This window comes from Pseudomonas sp. GXZC, from assembly GCF_026967615.1.
GTDB classification, from domain to species: Bacteria; Pseudomonadota; Gammaproteobacteria; order Pseudomonadales; family Pseudomonadaceae; genus Aquipseudomonas; species Aquipseudomonas azotoformans_A.
The window spans coordinates 149143-168578 of the sequence record NZ_CP114116.1 but is presented as its reverse complement, the minus strand read 5'-3'; the positions used below and the strand labels follow the sequence as shown (position 1 = coordinate 168578).

Below are 19436 nucleotides of genomic sequence, written 5' to 3'. Positions count from 1 at the left end.
GGAGTAATTTTACCATTATAATCTCGGTAACAAAACATTTGCTGGATGGAGAGACAATGAACAGAAACTGTTTTCTTGTGCTGGCCGTGCTATTCGCTCAGCCAGCTATTGCTGCTGACTGGAACGTTACCGGCCTTTTCGATTCGCTCAGCTCAAGTGTTGCCGGCAACACACCGTCCAACATCCTGGCGCCCGTCAAAACGACCTATACCTCGCCCAGCTTCAATCCAAGCACACAAATGAACAGGGTCTATAAGACTCAACCCACTGCAAGCGGCGGCATGCCAGTGTGCCCGAACCGAAACGCCGCATCGCAACAGAGCGCCTCGGGCTATCAATTACAACCAGTGACGAAGGGGTACTAAATGCTGCCACTACTCCCTCTGATTGCCGGCCAGGGCATTCGTCTCCTGGGCCCACAGGTTTTGCGCCACCTTGCGGCAAAGGAAGTGTTCGGACTGGCTGAAAACGCCCTGGCCAGTCGAGCTATGCCAATGCTCGGACAAGCCCTGACGCGCGGGGAAAACTTCATTCCCGGCACCGGCACTCTTTCTAAAGGCATCAGCATGGGGACAAACCCCATGGAAATGGGAAAATTGCTGGGGAAGGCCGACATCATCAACGATCTTGCCGGCAGAGCCCTTGTTGAGTTTGGCCCAAAATTGGCGGGAATGGCTGTACCTGGTCTTGCGCCTGCGATGCTGGCCGTTGAGTTCGCAAAAAAAGCAGCTGACACCTTCACAACCACTCAAAACTCAGGCGCGTTCCTCTCAACACTCAGCAAACTGGACCTTTCATCGATCCTTCGGGTATCTGAGGGGGCTAACTCGACCCTGCTGTCCAGCCTGGTCGACACAATTAGCAGCCTCACACAGACAGCTGCAACGCATGTCAACCATGATCGTGATGCAGGCGCATTGACACAACCGGCACCCGGGCGATGACTACAGCTTATTCTCCCCACTGGAGTCCATCGTACATTGTGATACCCCACCCTACTGCGGGTGGTGAGCTATCTCGCACCGACATGGTTGGAAGATATTTCTATGATGAGATATGGCGGCCTTGCCGGCTGAGTCCTGACCCACGCGCTTTGCGAACCTGGAAGCCCATCACTGAGCCCGCCTGGGTGGCAAAAAACGCCTTGCAAATGCTCGGCCGCAAATCACGAGAGCTCGCACAACGAGAATTTGTGGCAAGCCTGTCTAGACCGATTAACAGTCTGACACTTGCTCAGAAAATCTTCGCTCGATCGGGGCCGGAAGCACTGTGGACAGTCGCTCTGACATTTATCGCCGAAGGCGTACCAGAATGCGGCTATGCATTGGTCGACTTCGCAATTGAGCATGCAGGCCAGGAGGCACCGGAGCTCGGCTGTATCGCCAATTACATGGCGCTATACGGAAATCTCGATACGCTGAATTCTGCGACCAAGAACACGCGCGCCCTGATCTACAGACTCAAGGCTCTTCCACTTGAAAGAGCTCTACGGACGGAATTACTTGTCTCACTTCAAATGAACCTGGGCGGCGCAAACATCACTCGCGATGCATTGCTAGCCACCGGGTTCGGGCTATACCAGTGGCAATGGCAGTCAGAAGGTCTGACCGATATCGAGATGCTTTTGCCCGATGCGACTGCAGCAGTGGCCTGGCTTTCCCATAGCTACGTACCTGCTGGAATGGAACAGGCCAGCTTGCGGTCAAAGCTGAAACGGCTGCGTGAGGCACTTCGCAGCGAAGAGATAACACTGCGCTCAATTGAAACGAATCAAGCTGAAGATCCTGTCAAGCTGATTGAACTGGTGGATCAAATTGCCCTTGGTGGCTAATTCTTAAATCGAAGACTTTCATCGCAACAGCGAGTTTGTCTCGTCTGATCCGCCACTGAGTGTTACTGCGTTAATCTCACCAAGACTTCCACGATATTTTTAAAAATCTACGCATCCATTAGTCGGCGAACCTCTACGCGCCCTCTCAACACTTATTTCATTCCGATATTCTGCATGGTAGCGAAGAAGCTCGGAACGACTCACTGTACCCTTTTTAAGTAGTTCAGCTAACCGAGAGTAAAACTTGAAATCAGATTCAATTCCATTAAATTGCGACAAAGGACGCGGCTTGAAATATTCATAAAAGCTTGTCATCAAAGCCAGCACGAAAAGAACCATAACAACAACGCCGTAGATACCAAGCCGAATCCAGATATTAAGATTAAACTCAACAAAATATGAGCCCAGAATGATAAGACCTGCAAAAATATTGCTGAAGAAAAATAAATGAATGACGTGCCTTACCATATTTTCTCTCTTATGCCTCCAGCAAGCCAGCACCTGGTCAACTCCGAGGTGCCGGCAAATAATGGTGTGGGAGAGCCCACATAAACAATTTATGTTGGGTCGAACACCGATTTGAACAGTCCACGTAATTGTTCATTACCAGAATCAACCAGGTGGTTATCGTCGAAGTAAAGAGGCACTCCATTTTTTGAGCCCAGACAGTGCCCGTTCGGACAAAGGTATGGCGCAGGATCTATGATCTTCGCATGGCACTGCGCTGCTGCGGTATCAATCGCCGCATTTGCTAGGCGGGTGCGCTTCTGATGACTCTCAAGAGGCACTGTGATGTCTGAACTGCTACCAAGGATCCGCGACTGCAGGTTGAGGCCCTTGTAAACGCTGAAAGGCATTTCAGGAATCGGCCTGACAATGTACACCGGGTGCTGCTCGGCGATCGCGCAGACGGTTTTCGCGTACTCAGCAGTAAAGTCTTTGGCGAAGGCCTCTGAATCTTGCGACTTATCGCCATTGAAGAACACGCGGAAGCCGTTATCTCGACTGTGGTCCGAGTACAGCGCTGCTCGACTGAACAGGACGACCGGGACACCCGGGTATGACTCCTTGAGGGCCGCCACCTTAAGTCGATTGAATCCCTGGCACTTGCTGTCCAGATCTTTATCTTGCATCTGGAAGTTGAGCAAGGTCGGGCAACCTCCGCGCGCCCACGATAGCGCGGCGTCTTTGTTTTCCAGCTGGACGGCTGCAGCAGTGGACTGGGCATGGCTGTCACCAAACAAGATCACTGCGACCTTTCCCGAACCCAGCTTGCAATCAGCTGCGCCGAAGTCATTCGGGTAGCACTCCTGCGTATAGAGCTTGCTGGTGTAGGCCGGCTGGCCCTGGTCGGCAAATGCAAATCGTAGTTGAGGATGGTCTTTGACCACCGAAGCAGTGATTGCAGCCAACACCACCACGGCCAGACCGGCGCCGCCGTATTTGAAGATTGCGGTCGAGGTCCTTGTGATTTTCTTTGCCCGAGCCTCGACCGCGTAATAAGACAGCGCGCCAAGTGCAAAGGACATGAGAATCGCCCAGGCCGCGTGAACAGTGCTGCCCAACAGTCCACAGGTGTAAAGGAAGACGACGATCGGCCAGTGCCAAAGGTAAACCGAGTAGGAAATTTTACCAGCGAACTGCAGGACTCTATTGCTACTGAATATGGAATTCGTGTTCGCATAGATCACCAGCGCTGTACCGAGCACCGGGACCACAGCCAAGTAGCCTGGCCAAAAATCCTGCTCTGAAAAGAGATACACGCCTGTCCCTACGAGCGCCAGGCCGAGCACCTCAAAAGCTGCTCTAACGCCGCGAGAAAGCCCCATCGGAAAGAGAAACACCAGCCCACCAGCGATCATTTCCCAAGCCCTGGTTGGAAGCATGTAAAACGAAAACACTGGATGTGTAGAAGTGACGGCAACAGAAGCGATCAACGAACATGCCCCGAGGGCAACCAGCGCATGTCGAGTACCGCGATCGCCAAAGTACTTGAACAGTCCCATCAGGATGACTGGATACAGGAGGTAAAATTGCCACTCGACTGACAACGACCAGGTGTGAAGTAACCAGTTCTCATGCAAAGGCGCGTCAAAGTAGCTACCGCCTTTGGCAAACGTGACGTTCGACATGAAAAACAAGCTGCTTTTCACCGTCCGCAGAAGCTCGCGATAGTCATCCAGGGACAAGTACACGAAGCCGAACACCATAAGCGCAGCGCACATCACAGCCAACGCTGGAATGATCCTGCGTGCCCTGGAAGCATAAAAAGCAAACAACGAAAAGTTTCCATCTCGCAGACCGCTAAAAATAATTCCGGTCATCAAGAATCCGGATATGACGAAAAAGACATCAACTCCAGTAAACCCACCGTTGAACCCGTCGATTTTGAAGTGAAACAGGACAACGGCGATAACGGCTAAAGCTCGCAACGCGTTTATGTTGTTACGAAACAGCATGATTTTTCCTTGATAACTTAACTTTTCAATTGGTTAGGCTTTGAATGCGCCACTTGTTCTGAAATGATTGCGATCCCATGCTCTGTTTTCGGCTGTCGGGAACTCATCTAACGCAATCCAAAGATCTTGACTATCGCGGCGCCGACAATCTCCGCATGGAAAACGCCAAGAATCCGTTTCCGCGACGTATACAGGGTGAGAGCTCGTGACGTGCAGATGGCCATGTCTGTCGGGCCGCCGGCCAATAACGTAGATGTCGCCATCGACCAGCGACGGCAATCGCTCAAACTCAGGCAGCAAATCCGCCGCGGTGAAAGTGTCCAGGTGCATTCCCTCTATATGGCGGACGCGACAACCACGTCCCGGTACTGCCAGAGCCCAGATGGTAGCGGGCTTAAGCTGCGGGTACTTCAGACTTCGAAATGGTTCGATTCCTGGTCTCAATGGTTTCCTGCTCGAACCTGGCCCTTCGAACCACATGTGCGAGGTGGAACCACCTGAAAAGCCATCCCCTCACTCCACAAACAGGCATTTTTGATCAGCGATAGAATTTGCTCGTCGCTCATACCAGGCAACAGTTGAATGACGCCTCGGCCAACTGAAAAATTCGCTGACACAACATCCTTGAAGTCGATCTCTTCATATTTGGGAGGCGTCGCAGCAGCTGAAGTTGTGTTCTCGATCTGGAGATCAGTCTCGTTGTAACTGAGGCAGACTTCTTCATAATCGGAGGTTTCATGCTCATCGGCTGACTTGGGGGGTGTAGTACCAGCAACACCCATTGCGAAGTACCAAGGCTCGACCGCCAGTTCAGGATTCTGATTGTTGACCTGCGGGGTCACCACTTCAATCAGGTTGCTGACAGCCTGAGCAAAGGGAATTTTTACCTGGTTGCCGCTCATTGCGAGGTGCTTTTTAAGCTTTTCAACACCGGCCTCGGTCAATCCTAAAATTTTTCGCATATGATCATCCCTTCCCTCGCGGCCTTTGCCACGGAGTTCGATTTTTTGTAGCTTCGGCCGGCGCTCCAGAGCCCCTAAACAGACGTACTACTCTGGGCCTTACCCTCAAGAGCAGGAGCGTCACAGAGCAAAGTAAATCTCGCTTACGCTTTTGTTGTTGGGTAAGGCCCACACCAGACCAAGCAACCGGTGGCGACGCAAGAAATAGGTTACTCGCGTTTTAGTTTTGCTTCTCGAACTGCTAACTTCAAAGGTGAATTCGTATCCTGGACGAGCCATCCTTTGACCCTTGCATTGTCCGTCGATGACCGGCAGCTTTACGGTAACGTCACGCTCTAATGGTGGTTGAAATGGTTCTTCAACAAAAGTGTAGGTAGCCGTTGGCGGTAGGTTGGCGAGCACCATGCGCATAACATCGGTTTTATAGTCGGTCATTTTCTTGAGCCGTTGATTATTGACAGAGTGGGCAGAGCGCCGTTTTCGGACGTCGCCAATGCCGGCCGGTTGTGATGGTCGCATGGCCACATTCCAACTCACACATCCACCCCTGTTTGCTGTGATCACCTGCGGCCGTGGGCACACCTGACACCTTGCGACGTTTAAAAACTGACTTGGCGTTGGCCATCGCTTCTTCCTTGACTTACACGACGATTATTTTTTGCAGTATAGTTCTGATTAACAGAACCTTCAAAGCCTTTTTACGGAAATGACCTCGATAAACTTATATTTTTTCCGCGCCAATTTCGTAGCATCCAGCTCAGCCTGAAGCGTACTCAATGTGTCGGCCTCGTGGGTGAGCAACTCAGTCTCACCTTCGAACTGGTTACCTACCCGCAACGTAACCTCCAGCTTGGGCGCGAACGGTTTGGCCATCTTCCGCTTGGTGGCGGCCACAGCGTGTGGCTGGGTCTTTGGAACCGTAGACTGCTCCGCAGCCCCCACCGATCCAAACAATGCCTGGCGCATCTCTTCTTCGGTCATCATGATTTTCACCGGTCGAGCTCCGCCAGACGCTCAGTCGCCATGCCATCAACAGCGATGTATAAGGCCTCAATCGTGCCCGGATTGAGCGCACCGCTCACCTCCAGGCCCTCGACAAAACCTTCTGCGCGCTCCACGGCAAGCAACGCGCCCTGTTTATCTGCCGCGCGCCCGATGCGCTCCAAATGCTTGAGCGTGTGGATCTTGATCCTGGACGGAAGAGTCATGCCGGACAGTTGATCGGCGCCGCTCATGGCTTGACCGGGCCGAGGGCAGCCAGCGCAGCGCGTAGTGTGTGCAGAGGAAAATGCTCACCCCGGCTAATGCCCGGGCATTCCGGCGTATGCGCGGTGAAAGACTCGCCGCCAGCGGCTTGCGCAAAGGGCTGAAATCCAACGCAGTGGCGGCAGCGCAACCAGGTTTCACCAAGCTCCCAATCCCGCGTCCAGTGCTCGATAACGCCGGCAGCTTGATAGTTCGTCCCATTCAAATCTGCGGTGCTCATGTCACACCTCCAGCGCGGTAAAGGTGGTGCGCCATTCCCTCCAGCCACTCATGGCGTACGCCTTGAGCTGGATCAACTGTTCAAAAGGTAGCGACCCGGAATCCTCCAGACCGTCCAGATAATTACACAACTCGCTCAAGGTGTCGGAAAAGGGCACCGGCGCTTCAGCACGCAGAGCGGCATTCAGGCGCTCAACCAGGCCGGCGCTGATCTCCTCGGGTAGATCATTTACCAGCTCGCGCACCTGGGCACGAGTCAGTATCGGTTCTTCATAGTGTTCGAAGGCGGACAAGTGAAGGGCTGACATCGAGGTCGTTTCCTTTTCGGGCGGTGTGTGGCATTCCATTCTAAGGCGTTCACGTTTCTCAAACACAAAAAAACCCCACACCTGGGTGAAGTGTGGGGCCTCTTTTACTTTAGTGACGATCTAGTTTAACGGGTCCGCATCAAGCGCCCTTCGCCGGGCGCTCACCGCTGAGGACGCGTCTGCCAGCCAGGCATGCCGCTGCCCCTGCTGCAGCACGCCCAAGCGGTCAAGCTCCTGCAAACGCCCAGCCAGCACACCGCTGGCATACAGAGCCGCTTCCATACTGTCCGCCTTGCTGATCGCCTCAAAATCGGGCAGAAGGTCAGCACGCAAGGTCTGTTGCAGCTCATCAACACTGTAGAGCATGTAGGGTTCTACTCCAGCTATTTCGTTAAGGTTAGCGCCGGGCTTAGTCGCCTGTGGGCCCTAACGGATGTCGTAGTCACGTTCCATAGAGTTTTCTGCAAGAGGCATTGGTCTCAAGGTCTGTAGCATTGTGTGCCCATCGGGAACCCGGCGAATTGCATCCGATAGCTTGCCCAAAGTGGAATCTGAGGTGAACTCAATCTCCACGTCTGGAAAACCGTCAGCATCAGGATGCATCGTGTATTCAAGGATCAAGCCCTCTGGCTTTACCAGCTCGAAAAACCGATTGAAGTCAACTAAGCACTCAGCCCTCATTGAAAACAACATCACGCTGGCAGTTCCCTGGGATGCCAGCAATTTTTCCATTGTTGCAGCTACGTCCGAGGACTTTGCTTGGCCGCCCCGAGTCCAGGTGTTGGATTGCCCTCTGACAATATCAGGCTTGCTGGTCATAACTGGTCATTCCTTCGATTTGGGGGTGTCGGATTATCCGCGTTACCGCGACGGTCAGGGAGCGGCTCGGTCCGGCTTATATTTGTTCTGTTAAACAGAACCTGTCAAGACCTTTTTAACCCCTGTTCTCTTCAAGATATCCCCCCAAGATCGAATGCTATAGGCCGGTCCATCTTTCTCTATATGGACTCCAAACTCGCGGTTCAACGCGGCGACATAAGTGTCAACGTTGCCCTTGCTCAACCCCGTCAACGCGGCCACGCTTGCAGCGGTGGGGGTATCAAGGACGTCTATAGCCGCCATCGTCACCAAAAGGCGACCTACGTGCCCCTTGGGATACTGGGGTACGCCATGTTCATTGATAGGTAAATCGCTCATTGGCGCTCTCTAGGTACTGATAAACAGAACTATAAGGCCAGGCCTAACACATGTCGAATGATTCTAGTCGCAGGGGCTTAAAAGCTGTCGCGCCCGGCTGCCTCAGTGCGTCTACTCTGTAGCAATGCCTTTCATAACAGGGTGATCCGGATGCAGCACGCCATACGAAAAAGTAACGCCGGGCTTGTGCTCTGGGGCGATATTTACGAACTCAAAGCGCTCTGGACGTTCATCCACCGTGTCATTGATGAAAGCGCCCTTTTGAACGAAGAGGACACACTGCTATCAGGGCTAGCGTATGAGGTGCGTCACGCCTTTGATGGCATGAGGCACAATGGCACTAGGGAGTGGTTCGGGGACGACGCGACTCCGATCTATGGGTTTGACTGTATTTGGCCAAACATGCTGATTCAGTTGGGCTTATTGCGAGCAAGTTTAGCCTTCATGTCTACTCTCACGAGAAATGACCAAGCAGTTATGTACGGGTTGGAACATACCGTATTGGATGGCCTTAACATCATGCTGCCTGGGGCAAGCGAAGATTTATACAAAACTGCGCTCATGGTTGCCCAAGAAGGTGGAGAACGTGCCAATGAAAAAATCCATAGCAGGACAAGTTACTTTCTGACGATAACTCCAGCAAAAAGAAAAACGGAACTTGGCGCGATTTTGGATACTCTTCTTTACATCCCTGCATTCAACAATCCTCTCCGACCGACGGTGTTCGAATCGTTCGAGAGCTGGTCTGAATATCCCTCTTACAAATGGTGAATTTGTCGCAGTGGATGACCGTTCGGTGTGTCGTCGCCTAGACAGAACTGGTGAGCGGCGTAGGTTGCGACAGTTCTCATTCACTAAATCCAGAATCGTTTTGTGGCTGTCACTATGAGACGAACTCTGTTTGATACAGACCAAGTGGCTATCTGGCCTCTAGAGCAGCAAAGACCAGGCGAAAAAAACCGGCGACTCTATGCGCCGGCTTTCGCCTTGCCGCGTTTGAAGGCCGAACTTAGATGGAAGGTCCATCTGGGGTAATTTCCGGCTCCATTGGCGTAATTTCGATCTGCAGATCTTGTAAGAGAAACGGCTCCTCGCCCTTGGACTGCTCAACCACCGCGTCAATCAAGTTTTGATTGGCCATGTAGGAGAACACCGGGGAGTCATTGAGACTACGAAGTGACTCCTGCCGCAGTTTGGAAATTTCCCAAACTCGCTGCAGCATGTAATCCCGCTCGTCCACGCCTGTGGCTTTCGCCAGCGGCACCGGCAGACCAGAGGCGGTACGACCGACCAGGAGATAGTGCTCTTGCTCATCGTTGTGGGCAACGCGCTGCAACCCAAACTTGACAATGCTTGGGTGCTGGCTCAACCGCAGCATCGGATCAGGATCCAGATTAACGTTGACGGCGTCTGCCGCTAGGTTGTGGACCAACGACGATTTCCCCGTGCGGAGCGCTTCAATCACGGTGAAGCCTCGATCAGAAGCCCGCACGGCGTAATAATCTGGGCGCAAAGGCCCATGGTTGCCGGCGATCTCGCGAGCCAGCATTACCACATCACCAGGCCTCATCACACTCAGTGCGGCCTGATGTCCCACAAAACTCGCCCAGCACCGCTGACGCCAAGCCGAGGCGCCACCGTCCAACGCCGGGGACAACTGTTCGATAAGCGTTTGTGGCGCGAAGGCCAGGCGCGGATTATCGCGCTCGCTCTGGATACCAAATTGAATGGCCCTCGGCGCCGGCTGATGGAAGTCGACAGCGTAAGGCAAAACAAACGCTTCGACCTGCCCCCCAGCCGTCTTGACTGCCGCGTATCCGGCCTTAGGCGTCAGCTGGAAGTCTACTACCTCCCCCTTATGCGCAAGCGCAGCCGAGAGCGCGTCCTGGAGCCGCTCGCCGGGTTCCATGAACACTTGTTTGACCATTGCGAACTGATCGGTATTGGCCCCGGATCTGATGTTGGCATTCATTCTCTTTGCCCCTGGGTCTTACATCTTGAAATCGTAGGAAGCACTTGGGATATCGACCGCCGGCTCAACTGGGTCTTCATGGTGGGCTGTAACTTCGATCATCAGCTGCTGGGCAGGATTCTCATCCATGTCCAAGCCATCACCCTCCTCTAAGTATTGCCCTGCCAGGTAGGCGTCAGCATGTTCAGCCAGCCATTCGTTACCGATCTCCTGCAACACCTGGTTCACGACCTGGCCATTGAATTGGTGCAAGTAGCCCAACGTCCGCTCTGTCAACAAGGATACTTGCATGTCATCGATACCAGGGTGCAAATCCCGGATCACTTGATGGATGGGTGCCAGACCAACGTTGAACTCGCACGCACCGTGCCCGATCATCATCAGCCCCTGCGACAGCGGTAAACCTGCGCCGCGGGTCACGTCCTGGATCGCGTTGACCGCGACAAGCATTTGATCAACACCAACCACTTCTTCTCGTACCGCGATTTGCGTCAGCGGCTGTACTTCACCCTCAACCTCGGCCGACCTCATCACCGCAACGCGGAGCAGTTGTTGATGAATGCCGCTCTCCTGACCTTCGGGCAGGAAAAATCGAGAAGCAAGATGCAAGGCAATACCTCCACGCAACTCGCGGGCACTGTCTGGGCCGTACTGTTCCACCAATTGCGGAAACAGATCTGACAACGCGGCATCATCCATCAGGGACCCGCGGACGTGCCCGGCGCGAATCAGGTTCGCCTGCGAGAGAAAGGTCGAATCCAGTCCAGCCGCCCGATCATTTCGCTGAGCAATATTGATCACAGCCACCGCACCCGCGATTGCCCGCAGCAGCCCCTCAGGCTGATTACCGGCGCCCTGATCACCCAACAGTTCATGTAGCTCGCCTGGAAACAAATCGTGCTCCAGGAGCTGGGCGATGGCCTCGGCGTGGAAGGCCGTTCTGACTTGTTCCAGCGCATCTGTAAAGTCTTGTCGTGTCACACGCATCTTCGCGCCCTCAGATATTCTTTTGAATAGTCAATGATATACATATGCCATTTATGATCAAAAGTATCCGTTCTGAAGCTTCATCCGTCAAATACATCCAAATCTTTGCTCGTAACTTTCGACTACGCTATATTGGCGCAATCACTCTATTAAATCGGTTGTACAGATGCCTATCCCTGAACTGACTCCAGAGGACGTGCCCACCGAGATCAAGCTGAAAGCTCTCGGGCTCACATTCACAGGCATACCACCTGTCGAGTTGGACATGTGGGGAACCTACCCTTTGCTACCTGCTGGCACGTTACTGATCGGTACGGGTACTGGCGGGTGGGCCTGGGGCGAACGGTTTTTCGTTCACGAATTCTTAGACGGGGGCTATATCACCGTCGATTTAAGGCGGGCGATCGTTGTCGAGATGCCTGCCTGGGAAGTGGCCGCCAGCTTCTACCGTTTGTTCTCCACCGACGCATACCCCTATCGCTCCCTGGAGGAGGCAGTCGCAGCAACTCGCAAAAGCATCCCACTGTTTGCACTACCTGCAGCTACAAGCAGCACCGATGCTTGATCTCCCTCCCTCAATCGCCAACGGCGAGATACCACGCCAATGCGTGGTGGAGACCATACAGCGTTATCAAATTCCGCCCGATCTGATCGTCGGCGTCCTGGGGCAGGAAAATGGAAGACTCGGAACCGCCAGTAAGAACAGCAATGGCTCCACTGATTACGGCCCAGCCCAGGTCAATAGCTCCTGGTTGACGGCTCTTCGGCCCTACGGTGTGTCTGCCCGGGATCTTCAGTGGAATGCCTGCATGAATTTGTGGGTGAGCGCCTGGATCATGCGAAGGTGCCTGAACAAATTCAACAACAACGCCTGGATGGCCATCGGCTGTTACCACACGGGCGAGAACCCGAAAACAGACACTCACGTTCGTCGCATGTATGACTACGCAAGCAAGATTCAACAGAAAGGTTTGCGCTACGGCCCAAGTTTCCAGCAGTGGCTGACAAGCCCAAATGCCTCGAACATCGCGGCCAAATAATCTACTCAGCCTCGGCCTATCGAGCGACCCACTTATGGGGGGCCGTCCTCGACCAACCCACTACTCCATGGTGAACGAACCCGCCAAAGGGCTCTCTTCGTTGTCCAGTCGCATCGCCTCAATCAGAGCTTGAAGCGCGGCGACTGTCCGAGGACTTCGGGCGCAGTGGGTAACGAACTCAACCGAAGGAGCATAATCGTCCTTTCGGTCCATCGGTGGGATCACCTTCACATGGACGTCGCCGTCGACATCCCTGTACAGGGACAGTCGCCCATCAGGACTCATGTCTTCGCTTCGCTCGACAAGCATGATAGCTCCTCAATTGTGCTGCATTAGAGAGCGACCTGGTCTGACGTTTGATTTCCTTTTGAGCAGCTATCTCTCGCAGGCAATCGGTACTCCAGGTCACTCTCCAATACAGCCCGGGACGGGTTACGACTTGTCCGTTAACTGGTTGGGTCACTCAACGTGGTAGATCCGCTGGCCTGGCGATCCATGGCCACCGTGCCTGCCTGGCCACCCAATGACTTTTCTGCCTCCAGGGCAAGAAAGTGATCGATCAGATCCTGATCCCCACCAGCCCAAGTCAGCGCGTCGCTCATAAGTCTGAACGCTCGTTGATGAGTACCAGATTTACTCACTCGGACTGACCGCTTTTCCACTTCCAAGGTCCAGGCCCTATCTGTTTCGCTCAACAGCTTGGACGCGGAGATATTGCCGTTCTTTGATGCCAAGAGCATTCCTTGATACGCAAGGGAAACCCCTAGCATTGTCTTAGCAGATTCCCGGGGCCCACGCAAAATCCGAGCACCAACGTCTGCTGCAGCGCGGAACCAGGTGGGCGTTTCAGGAGACTCTGTGAAACAGCCCCCATCAACCACACCGTCGAAACCAACGGCAAGATATGCCTCATTGTTTTGAAGCGGATTGGAATAATCCGCGACACAAAAAAAGCCTTTCGGCATAGACAACTGAACAGGTTCTGCGCGCATTTCATTTCCTCGACTTCTGGAGCGTGATAGCGCCCCGGGCAATAGAATAAAAATTCATTACGGCAATGGAAGTATAGGCACATGTGCCTATCAGAGCAAGCGACGAGCTCAGGATCCCTAGTACAAGGTCATGCAAAAATTAGGGATACGGCTCGGACTTTAAAGCTTGAAGAACGGGTCGCCGGAGGCTCCAGATCGACCCGCATGCACTAAGGGGCGTCAATCCATCGAAATTTTTCGTTGGTTTGCTTTCGCACGATTGAATCAGAAGTATCGCGACGACGTGTGATCCAGTTCCATGGTCTGACCCACGACCTGAGCCAGAACCTCATAACTGGCCTTGCGGATCTCCCCACCGAGTTGGTGAGCCTCTCGCAATCGGTTAGATAGATCGGCGCTCTCCACGCCGGGGTCCTGGTTAAACGGACCACGGCACTGGCAGATTCGCCAATCGCCATCGTTGACCGCCAACTCCAATGTCGCGACTGGCCTCTCGACACCTTCTCTGCGGAAACTGTAGAAGGCGCCCGTGCCGTTCAGGTGCTTGTTGAAATAGCCATTGCCGTGGCCAATACAGTGGGACATAAGCTCTGACTCACGGCGGAAATCGGACAGCTCGATTAGGCGAACCACCACAAGGCCGCTTTGACCGTCGACAAGACGGTCCTCACCACCAGGCGTCATCACCGGCCGTGCACTGTTCTCCCCCGGCGCTGCAGCAGCGGGCGCCGGCGCAGCTTCATCCCCATCAAGAACAAGTTCTTCAGTCCATTGACGCGCTTGAACCTTCAAATCGTCCCACGTTGTCGATGGCACGATATCGACATCGCCGCCGGTCAGGAAATCACGCACCAAGATCGCGTCGCCGGCGACGTCCTGACACTCAGCCAGCGATTTGCCAGCAATCTCTCTGGAGAGCGCACGAATCATCAACTTCCAATCTTCGTCGTATGGCGCGCCGATGCCCTCCAACGAGATTTCAGCTTCGGCCAATACCACCAGCAATGATGCGGTCACTTCGACTGACGCGTCGCGCGCGGTCTCTGCCGGCGCAACGAGACGTGCAGGCCAGGATTGTTCGCCCCGGGCACGATAGAAAGTGAACACCTCTGCAGTCTGCTCTACCGAAAGGCTGTTCAACGCCTTCCAGCCCTTTTTGGACATTCCACGGTCTTTCAGATAGCCGTTGAGCCCACCACCATCCTGGTACGTGAGCTTGTCACGGACGCTCCACACCATGGGTAGCAGCCCCCGAGAGGTACTCTCGGGGATTGCGTCGGCCCATGCGATGAACGCCTGAGCCTCCTCATAAAGCGGCTCCCATGGCTTGGGAAGGCGCGGCGAGCCGATCATCAGCTTGAAGATTGACTGGCCGTTCATGCCAACGCCCTCCCCTCGTGCTGCATCTCTGCCCGACGCGCCTGCTCTTGGGCATCTGACCTGGCCAAGCTCCACTCCCGAGCCCGACTGTCCGTCGCCGGAGTACGGAACGACGCCCCGACATCGAGCAGGTGCTGCACAACGACCCGAAGCTCCTCTGGGAATTGGCCCTCACGCAGCGGGAACGTCATGGTCAGATCATTAGCAGATCGGATCCATTCACGACCGGCGGTCAGTTCACGCAGGGTCTCGTCTCCAAGAAGCCAACCTGAGCGCCCCTTCGCACGCGGCACAACTATTTTCACCTCGGCGCCGTCACGTACCCGACTGGCCTCAAGGAAATAACTGCAGTGAAGATCGTTACGCGCCTGCTCAATGTCCTTGGCTGGAATGCCGGCAATCTGAACATCTTTCAGGTTCATGTAGGTGCTGACGCGCACCAGGGTCTGAAGCCGGTGGACCAGGTAGTCCTGAACCTCGTCCACCTGCGTGAGTGTCATCGGCATGCGCAGCAGTTGGATTTGGTCAAAGTTGGACGGCATTACCACGCCAAACTCGCGAGTGCCGTTCGCTAGTGTATAGGTTGCAGGCAGACCTTTATGAAGCTCACCGGCCATCATGATGGCTTTGAGCAAGTTCCCGGAAAGTACGTGCCTGCGCATTTCGATCGAGCCGCGCGGCAGATCTTCGTACTCACGCAGGACTTCGGCACGCAGTTGACCGTCCTGGTCAATCAGGTCGCGCTCTGGATCCCCGATCGTAAATGCCAACTGAGCCCAGTCAACCATAAATTCTTGAGGGTCTGCGTCGGCCCCCTCCAGAAATTGATCTCTCTGAACCTGACGGGCCTCGTTCAACAGCAAACTCACTGGAACACGCGCTTGTCTCATGTGCTGATCCTTGCTGACCAGCATCAAACGCCACTCATAAGGGCTGTGTAGCTCCTGAGCCCACGTTGGAGGCTCAATACCCACCACATGGAAGTCGATCGGCGTGTCCGACTCAAGGCGCAGAGACAGATGTGCCCCCAGCTTGATTCGCTCGGCGACGGACAAAAGTCCCATGTAGTCCCTTGCCGCCCGGGTACTGAATGACTCATGGCGTGCGTTGGCCAGATCTTCGAGGGTTTCACCGTCGTTGCGCTCCGCGAAGAGATCTCGAACATTGTTCATCCGAGTCTGCATGCGCTGAGTAATTTCCGGCATCACTTCAGCTAGAGGTTGTCTCGACCAGTTTCGCGACGCGCCATGCGCCATGCTTAGCGCTTCGCGACCATCATTGATCAATGTACGCACGGTGTCTGGGGTCAGCGCCGGAAGGTCTTCAAGATAAGACAATTCCTTCAGGACAACTGCCCCTTGAAAGACCGAGTCACCGGTCGCTGGAAGCAGGACCACTTCATTCACTACCTGGGCCTTAATGTCCAGGTGACGGCTGCGGAATGGGTTGATGCCACGACGCTCCAGATCCTCCAGCTTGCTTTCGTAGGCCCTGATCAGCCCGTCCATCATCGTGTCCTGCACATCACAAGGCAGCAGCAAGCCCATGGCCGTCACGCGCGACGCCAAACCGGTGTCACCGCCATGTTCCTGCAACTTGGCCGCCTCTGTAGCCAGGTTGATGCACATGACATCAGCCACTTCCTGGTTGTCCTGGAGATAGGACATCGCAGCTTCGCAGCCGACCCAGTTGAATAGGTCTGGCATACCGCCGCCGACTTCGGCTTCGCGGGACCCGCGGGTCAGGGACATCATGTTACTCAAGCGCCGACGCATGATCGCCATCGAGCGTACGGCAACCGGTACGGCCGAGCCTGGCAACGTATAACGAGGGGGGACGACCATATTCGCTCGGAAAACACGGCCCAGAGACTGCTGGAACACGTAGATATCGTCATCCGCCTGGAGCACGATCATGTCTCGCTTGCGCTGATCAGCGAATCGATAATCAGCGTGCAAGTCGATGCCCGTAGCGCCGGCCTTATTGATGATGATGCCAGTCGTCTGCCCTCCATTGAAATCATTCATGACACGTTGACGATCGCGCTTGGAAGAGTCACGTCGACGTTGAATCTGATAAACGCCTGGACGAACCTGTTCGGCCTTCCAGCGTCGGCCGGTCAACTCACCCATTTCATACCCAGCTGCCCGCAACTTATCGCTGATGTAATCGATCGGCGAGACAGGGATGGTGTTGGGAATACGGTTCAGCGCCGCTTCGAACTCTGCCATGACGCCGCGAACATTCATGTTCGCTTCCAGCTGACGCCCAGCCAGCAACAGTTGCATCTGTTCCGGCAGCCCTCTCCCTTGGAGGCTTAGCACCGGATCCTGCAAGTTGAACGGGTGGTTCGCCCCACCGAATGCAATATTGATCTCGGTGATTTTTCGGGCCATGCGACGCAGGACGCTGGCAAAGTTCATCTCGACCTCAGCACCGTCAGGCTGAACATCGTTTTCGACGAGCACCTTGACCACTTCGGTCAGAAGAGACTCCATGGTGCTTTGCAGCACGAGCGTCGGCTTGTTCCCGCTACGAGCGGACTCAATCGCCATATCGGCGTAGAAGTCGGCATGAACGGCAAGCAGCGCTTGCTGACTGAAATGGTGAAGGGTTGAACTAAAATGCATGCTGCTCAGGCCAAGTTGCTCGCGACCGCGGCGACGGCGCTCCTGGGCTTCACGCTGGCGGGTAAAGTAATCGTTGCGATTTACGTCCTGCGTATAGCCCACAACCACGACCTGCAGTTCCAGCAGCGCACGCAGCGCGGCAGAAAGAGCGTCCATGTTGGCCCGGATGCCAGCCACATATTGCTCCGGCACCTCGGGTGAACTGTATTCAGCACGCGACATATCGTGCTCGCGTCGAATGTATTGCCCCTGCTGCGCGAGCATCATGGGCACCGCCTCCATCGCTGCAGCACCACCCTTGCGCAAGATTTCCTGAATCTGGTGAGAGTTGCCCAACAAGGACAGGTCCGTGCCGGCGTAAAGGCTCAGGTTTTTCCCCTCTTTCGCCGATGTCGCGGAACTGAACAACGTGTGGCGAGAAGCTTCGGAGATAGCGCGCAAATTCATGCCACAAAGACTGTCGACCCCGGCAGACAAATGCGACTCATCGACCAGAACCAGCGCATCGGCGGCGACGGAGCGAAGCCAGTCAACCCGCGGAGTATCGGCTTTGGTCATTAACTGAGAATGGCAGGTGAAGACCACCCTGATACCTGGCGGCAACTCACCGGTGGCATACACCTCGTTCAGTTCATCACTGGTGCGGCCGGAAAACATTTGCTCGCCCTGATCGTTTTCAATCCCGACGCCGGTGCTGGTAATCAGCATGCGGGTGCGATCAACCAGTTCACTCATGCCCAAGACTGCCATCTCGCGAGCCATAGAGTTGTAGAGCGTTTGATCCTTCGTAACGAAAATAGCGGGCATATCGTTCAGGTGGGCAAAACGGATGATGCTGGCCAGCACCCGACCCTTGCCAATCCCCGTCAGGTCGCCGAGCACCATGTTTCGATCGCGGCCGAACGAATCCAACGCCAGGGCAACTGCGTCCACCTGTTCGGCGTACAAACGCCCGTCTAGGTCCGCCGGCGAATCAAATCCCAACTGACGCGAGACAAAAGCATCCACGTCGCCGTGCCGCTCCACCAAACGATCGAGTGCCGATGAAACAGCTGTGGCCATGTTGGCGGGGACCATCGTCCCTTGAGACCGCAGATTGCTGCGCGCTACATATTGGACACGACCGGCGGTCTCCTCCATGTTCAAATCCAAACCACGACGGCGATCGGCACGGCGCTCATCGATCTCAGCACGCACACGCTGTTCGTCAGCTACGGAAAGATCGGTGCCTGCAAGATTGACGTCTGCAGGAGCTTCAGCTGCCGCAGGATCTTCCGCTTGGGTTACGCCAATGCTGCGACCAGTCGCTGCAGCCGCTCCACGGGAGACAGCGTCGCGAGTTTCTCGACGTCCATCTCGCCCTTCGGATATCGCTCCAGCGCCGCCTCGACTATCTGGGCCATCTGCGACGCGTCCGCGTTCATCGCCGCGTAAAGATAGTTCTCGATCAGCGCCAATGGACTGTCCGGCACCAGGTCCCGGGCGAGCATCGCCTCCGCGAGCATCGCCGGTGTCAACTGACTCCCCGGCAGAAAGGCCAGCACGCTGCGACCCAGGCTCTGCGCTGCGAACTCTTCCAGATCGCTCTGCCGCATCAACCCCTGGTTCAACGCGCGCTCCAACTGGGCCGCCAGATCCCGCTGGAACAGCTCCTTCCACTTGCTCCAGCTCGGTCGCTCCATGAACTCGTTGTGCTCTGTCTCGTTCAGCACCAGGCCGAACGTCAGCAGCATCTCCTGGTTCTCGAACACTGGCAGCAACCGAAACAACTTCACCTTCTTGCCCATAAACGTCTCTCCACACACCATTCAGGAACGAACCCATTTGCGGTTCATTGGTGACACTTGCAAGCAGCGCATCACTGAGGCTTGCCAAGCGTCTTTCCACTGGCAAGGTTGAATCAACAAAAAGCACCAGGCGGTGCGTATCCCCTTTCGAACTTCCCCAAACCGCAGCCACAACTGGGAAGTCAGTATTTTCAGCAAGGAATCGGTTCACACCGGCAAGCAGACGCTCTTGAGAATTCCCCAACACCATCAAGACCGCCTGCGAATCCTCAGGCATGCGCTGAAGCACCTCGCGGAACACGTCAACCCAAGGGGACATCAAAATCGCCGCGGAGGGCCCCATTGCTTGAATACGCTCAAACTCTTCGGCGCCAGGCATCACCGGGTAAGACGCCTGCAGGATGGG

Annotated in this window: 23 protein-coding genes; 6 read left to right on the top strand and 17 right to left on the bottom strand. The window is 54.9% G+C overall.

Annotated features, from left to right (window positions below; genetic code table 11):
- Positions 1–56 precede the first annotated feature (56 nt).
- The 3 genes from OZ428_RS34360 (at position 57) to OZ428_RS34350 (ending at position 1831) form a co-directional block, all read left to right on the top strand.
- Positions 57–365 (top strand): hypothetical protein, encoded by a 309-nt coding sequence (locus tag OZ428_RS34360; protein WP_269134326.1) that lies wholly within the window; start codon positions 57–59, stop codon positions 363–365.
- Positions 366–944, top strand: coding sequence for a hypothetical protein (locus OZ428_RS34355; protein ID WP_269134325.1), 579 nt, complete (start codon positions 366–368; stop codon positions 942–944).
- A gap of 185 nt (positions 945–1129) precedes the next feature.
- Positions 1130–1831: a hypothetical protein gene (locus OZ428_RS34350; protein ID WP_269134324.1), complete on the top strand. Its 702-nt coding sequence runs from the start codon at positions 1130–1132 to the stop codon at positions 1829–1831.
- Between the two features lie 99 nt (positions 1832–1930).
- On the opposite strand, the gene OZ428_RS34345 is transcribed toward OZ428_RS34350, so the two are convergent.
- The 11 genes from OZ428_RS34345 to OZ428_RS34295 form a co-directional block, all read right to left on the bottom strand.
- Positions 1931–2299: a hypothetical protein gene (locus tag OZ428_RS34345; protein ID WP_269134323.1), complete on the bottom strand. Its 369-nt coding sequence runs from the start codon at positions 2297–2299 to the stop codon at positions 1931–1933.
- Positions 2300–2388: 89 nt separating this feature from the next.
- On the bottom strand, positions 2389–4290 hold the full coding sequence (locus OZ428_RS34340; protein ID WP_269134322.1) for an acyltransferase family protein: 1902 nt from the start codon (positions 4288–4290) through the stop codon (positions 2389–2391).
- 440 nt (positions 4291–4730) lie between these two features.
- A complete protein-coding gene (locus tag OZ428_RS34335; RefSeq protein ID WP_269134321.1) occupies positions 4731–5252 on the bottom strand; it encodes a hypothetical protein in 522 nt (173 codons plus the stop codon).
- Positions 5253–5372: 120 nt separating this feature from the next.
- Positions 5373–5771, bottom strand: coding sequence for a hypothetical protein (locus OZ428_RS34330; RefSeq protein WP_269134320.1), 399 nt, complete (start codon positions 5769–5771; stop codon positions 5373–5375).
- Positions 5772–5939: 168 nt separating this feature from the next.
- Positions 5940–6233: a hypothetical protein gene (locus tag OZ428_RS34325; protein ID WP_269134461.1), complete on the bottom strand. Its 294-nt coding sequence runs from the start codon at positions 6231–6233 to the stop codon at positions 5940–5942.
- An 8-nt stretch (positions 6234–6241) separates the two neighbouring features.
- The gene (locus tag OZ428_RS34320; RefSeq protein WP_269134319.1) at positions 6242–6487 is read right to left on the bottom strand and encodes a hypothetical protein; all 246 of its coding nucleotides are present in this window, start codon (positions 6485–6487) and stop codon (positions 6242–6244) included.
- Positions 6484–6738 carry a hypothetical protein gene (locus OZ428_RS34315; RefSeq protein ID WP_269134318.1) on the bottom strand — a complete coding sequence of 85 codons (255 nt, stop codon included), beginning with the start codon at positions 6736–6738 and terminating at the stop codon, positions 6484–6486. Before OZ428_RS34315 ends, OZ428_RS34320 begins: the two co-directional genes overlap by 4 nt.
- Position 6739: 1 nt before the next feature.
- Complete coding sequence (locus tag OZ428_RS34310) at positions 6740–7045, bottom strand: hypothetical protein (RefSeq protein WP_269134317.1); 306 nt, start codon at positions 7043–7045, stop codon at positions 6740–6742.
- A 120-nt stretch (positions 7046–7165) separates the two neighbouring features.
- Complete coding sequence (locus OZ428_RS34305; RefSeq protein WP_269134316.1) at positions 7166–7411, bottom strand: hypothetical protein; 246 nt, start codon at positions 7409–7411, stop codon at positions 7166–7168.
- Positions 7412–7471: 60 nt separating this feature from the next.
- Positions 7472–7864 (bottom strand): hypothetical protein, encoded by a 393-nt coding sequence (locus OZ428_RS34300; RefSeq protein WP_269134315.1) that lies wholly within the window; start codon positions 7862–7864, stop codon positions 7472–7474.
- A gap of 90 nt (positions 7865–7954) precedes the next feature.
- Complete coding sequence (locus OZ428_RS34295) at positions 7955–8242, bottom strand: hypothetical protein (RefSeq protein ID WP_269134314.1); 288 nt, start codon at positions 8240–8242, stop codon at positions 7955–7957.
- Between the two features lie 150 nt (positions 8243–8392).
- Here OZ428_RS34295 and OZ428_RS34290 point away from each other — a divergent pair, with 150 nt between their 5' ends.
- On the top strand, positions 8393–9013 hold the full coding sequence (locus OZ428_RS34290) for a DUF6904 family protein (RefSeq protein WP_269134313.1): 621 nt from the start codon (positions 8393–8395) through the stop codon (positions 9011–9013).
- A gap of 238 nt (positions 9014–9251) precedes the next feature.
- Here OZ428_RS34290 and OZ428_RS34285 read toward each other — a convergent pair whose 3' ends face one another.
- Positions 9252–10214, bottom strand: a complete 963-nt coding sequence (locus OZ428_RS34285) for a hypothetical protein (protein ID WP_269134312.1) — start codon at positions 10212–10214, stop codon at positions 9252–9254.
- Positions 10215–10232: 18 nt separating this feature from the next.
- Positions 10233–11201, bottom strand: a complete 969-nt coding sequence (locus OZ428_RS34280) for a hypothetical protein (RefSeq protein ID WP_269134311.1) — start codon at positions 11199–11201, stop codon at positions 10233–10235.
- A 166-nt stretch (positions 11202–11367) separates the two neighbouring features.
- On the opposite strand from OZ428_RS34280, the gene OZ428_RS34275 reads away from it, so the two are divergent.
- Positions 11368–11766 carry a hypothetical protein gene (locus OZ428_RS34275; protein WP_269134310.1) on the top strand — a complete coding sequence of 133 codons (399 nt, stop codon included), beginning with the start codon at positions 11368–11370 and terminating at the stop codon, positions 11764–11766.
- Complete coding sequence (locus tag OZ428_RS34270; RefSeq protein WP_269134309.1) at positions 11759–12241, top strand: lytic transglycosylase domain-containing protein; 483 nt, start codon at positions 11759–11761, stop codon at positions 12239–12241. The genes OZ428_RS34275 and OZ428_RS34270 overlap by 8 nt, the downstream gene beginning before the upstream one ends.
- A 446-nt stretch (positions 12242–12687) precedes the next feature.
- Here OZ428_RS34270 and OZ428_RS34265 read toward each other — a convergent pair whose 3' ends face one another.
- From OZ428_RS34265 to OZ428_RS34250, 4 genes are all read right to left on the bottom strand, one after another.
- Positions 12688–13233: a hypothetical protein gene (locus tag OZ428_RS34265; protein ID WP_269134308.1), complete on the bottom strand. Its 546-nt coding sequence runs from the start codon at positions 13231–13233 to the stop codon at positions 12688–12690.
- A 264-nt stretch (positions 13234–13497) separates the two neighbouring features.
- Positions 13498–14613, bottom strand: coding sequence for a PcfJ domain-containing protein (locus OZ428_RS34260; protein WP_269134307.1), 1116 nt, complete (start codon positions 14611–14613; stop codon positions 13498–13500).
- Positions 14610–18440 (bottom strand): strawberry notch C-terminal domain-containing protein, encoded by a 3831-nt coding sequence (locus tag OZ428_RS34255; protein WP_269134306.1) that lies wholly within the window; start codon positions 18438–18440, stop codon positions 14610–14612. The genes OZ428_RS34260 and OZ428_RS34255 overlap by 4 nt, the downstream gene beginning before the upstream one ends.
- Positions 18441–18526: 86 nt before the next feature.
- The gene (locus OZ428_RS34250) at positions 18527–19030 is read right to left on the bottom strand and encodes a hypothetical protein (protein ID WP_269134305.1); all 504 of its coding nucleotides are present in this window, start codon (positions 19028–19030) and stop codon (positions 18527–18529) included.
- Between the last annotated feature and the right edge of the window lie 406 nt (positions 19031–19436).

Bases quoted from the DNA above. Each gene is read 5' to 3' on its own strand.
- OZ428_RS34360 (WP_269134326.1), top strand. From the start codon at position 57: ATGAACAGAAACTGTTTTCTTGTGCTGGCCGTGCTATTCGCTCAGCCA.
- OZ428_RS34355 (WP_269134325.1), top strand. From the start codon at position 366: ATGCTGCCACTACTCCCTCTGATTGCCGGCCAGGGCATTCGTCTCCTG.
- OZ428_RS34345 (WP_269134323.1), bottom strand. From the start codon at position 2,299: ATGGTAAGGCACGTCATTCATTTATTTTTCTTCAGCAATATTTTTGCA.
- OZ428_RS34340 (WP_269134322.1), bottom strand. From the start codon at position 4,290: ATGCTGTTTCGTAACAACATAAACGCGTTGCGAGCTTTAGCCGTTATC.
- OZ428_RS34335 (WP_269134321.1), bottom strand. From the start codon at position 5,252: ATGCGAAAAATTTTAGGATTGACCGAGGCCGGTGTTGAAAAGCTTAAA.
- OZ428_RS34330 (WP_269134320.1), bottom strand. From the start codon at position 5,771: ATGCGACCATCACAACCGGCCGGCATTGGCGACGTCCGAAAACGGCGC.
- OZ428_RS34325 (WP_269134461.1), bottom strand. From the start codon at position 6,233: ATGACCGAAGAAGAGATGCGCCAGGCATTGTTTGGATCGGTGGGGGCT.
- OZ428_RS34320 (WP_269134319.1), bottom strand. From the start codon at position 6,487: ATGAGCGGCGCCGATCAACTGTCCGGCATGACTCTTCCGTCCAGGATC.
- OZ428_RS34315 (WP_269134318.1), bottom strand. From the start codon at position 6,738: ATGAGCACCGCAGATTTGAATGGGACGAACTATCAAGCTGCCGGCGTT.
- OZ428_RS34310 (WP_269134317.1), bottom strand. From the start codon at position 7,045: ATGTCAGCCCTTCACTTGTCCGCCTTCGAACACTATGAAGAACCGATA.
- OZ428_RS34305 (WP_269134316.1), bottom strand. From the start codon at position 7,411: ATGCTCTACAGTGTTGATGAGCTGCAACAGACCTTGCGTGCTGACCTT.
- OZ428_RS34300 (WP_269134315.1), bottom strand. From the start codon at position 7,864: ATGACCAGCAAGCCTGATATTGTCAGAGGGCAATCCAACACCTGGACT.
- OZ428_RS34295 (WP_269134314.1), bottom strand. From the start codon at position 8,242: ATGAGCGATTTACCTATCAATGAACATGGCGTACCCCAGTATCCCAAG.
- OZ428_RS34290 (WP_269134313.1), top strand. From the start codon at position 8,393: ATGCAGCACGCCATACGAAAAAGTAACGCCGGGCTTGTGCTCTGGGGC.
- OZ428_RS34285 (WP_269134312.1), bottom strand. From the start codon at position 10,214: ATGAATGCCAACATCAGATCCGGGGCCAATACCGATCAGTTCGCAATG.
- OZ428_RS34280 (WP_269134311.1), bottom strand. From the start codon at position 11,201: ATGCGTGTGACACGACAAGACTTTACAGATGCGCTGGAACAAGTCAGA.
- OZ428_RS34275 (WP_269134310.1), top strand. From the start codon at position 11,368: ATGCCTATCCCTGAACTGACTCCAGAGGACGTGCCCACCGAGATCAAG.
- OZ428_RS34270 (WP_269134309.1), top strand. From the start codon at position 11,759: ATGCTTGATCTCCCTCCCTCAATCGCCAACGGCGAGATACCACGCCAA.
- OZ428_RS34265 (WP_269134308.1), bottom strand. From the start codon at position 13,233: ATGCGCGCAGAACCTGTTCAGTTGTCTATGCCGAAAGGCTTTTTTTGT.
- OZ428_RS34260 (WP_269134307.1), bottom strand. From the start codon at position 14,613: ATGAACGGCCAGTCAATCTTCAAGCTGATGATCGGCTCGCCGCGCCTT.
- OZ428_RS34250 (WP_269134305.1), bottom strand. From the start codon at position 19,030: ATGGGCAAGAAGGTGAAGTTGTTTCGGTTGCTGCCAGTGTTCGAGAAC.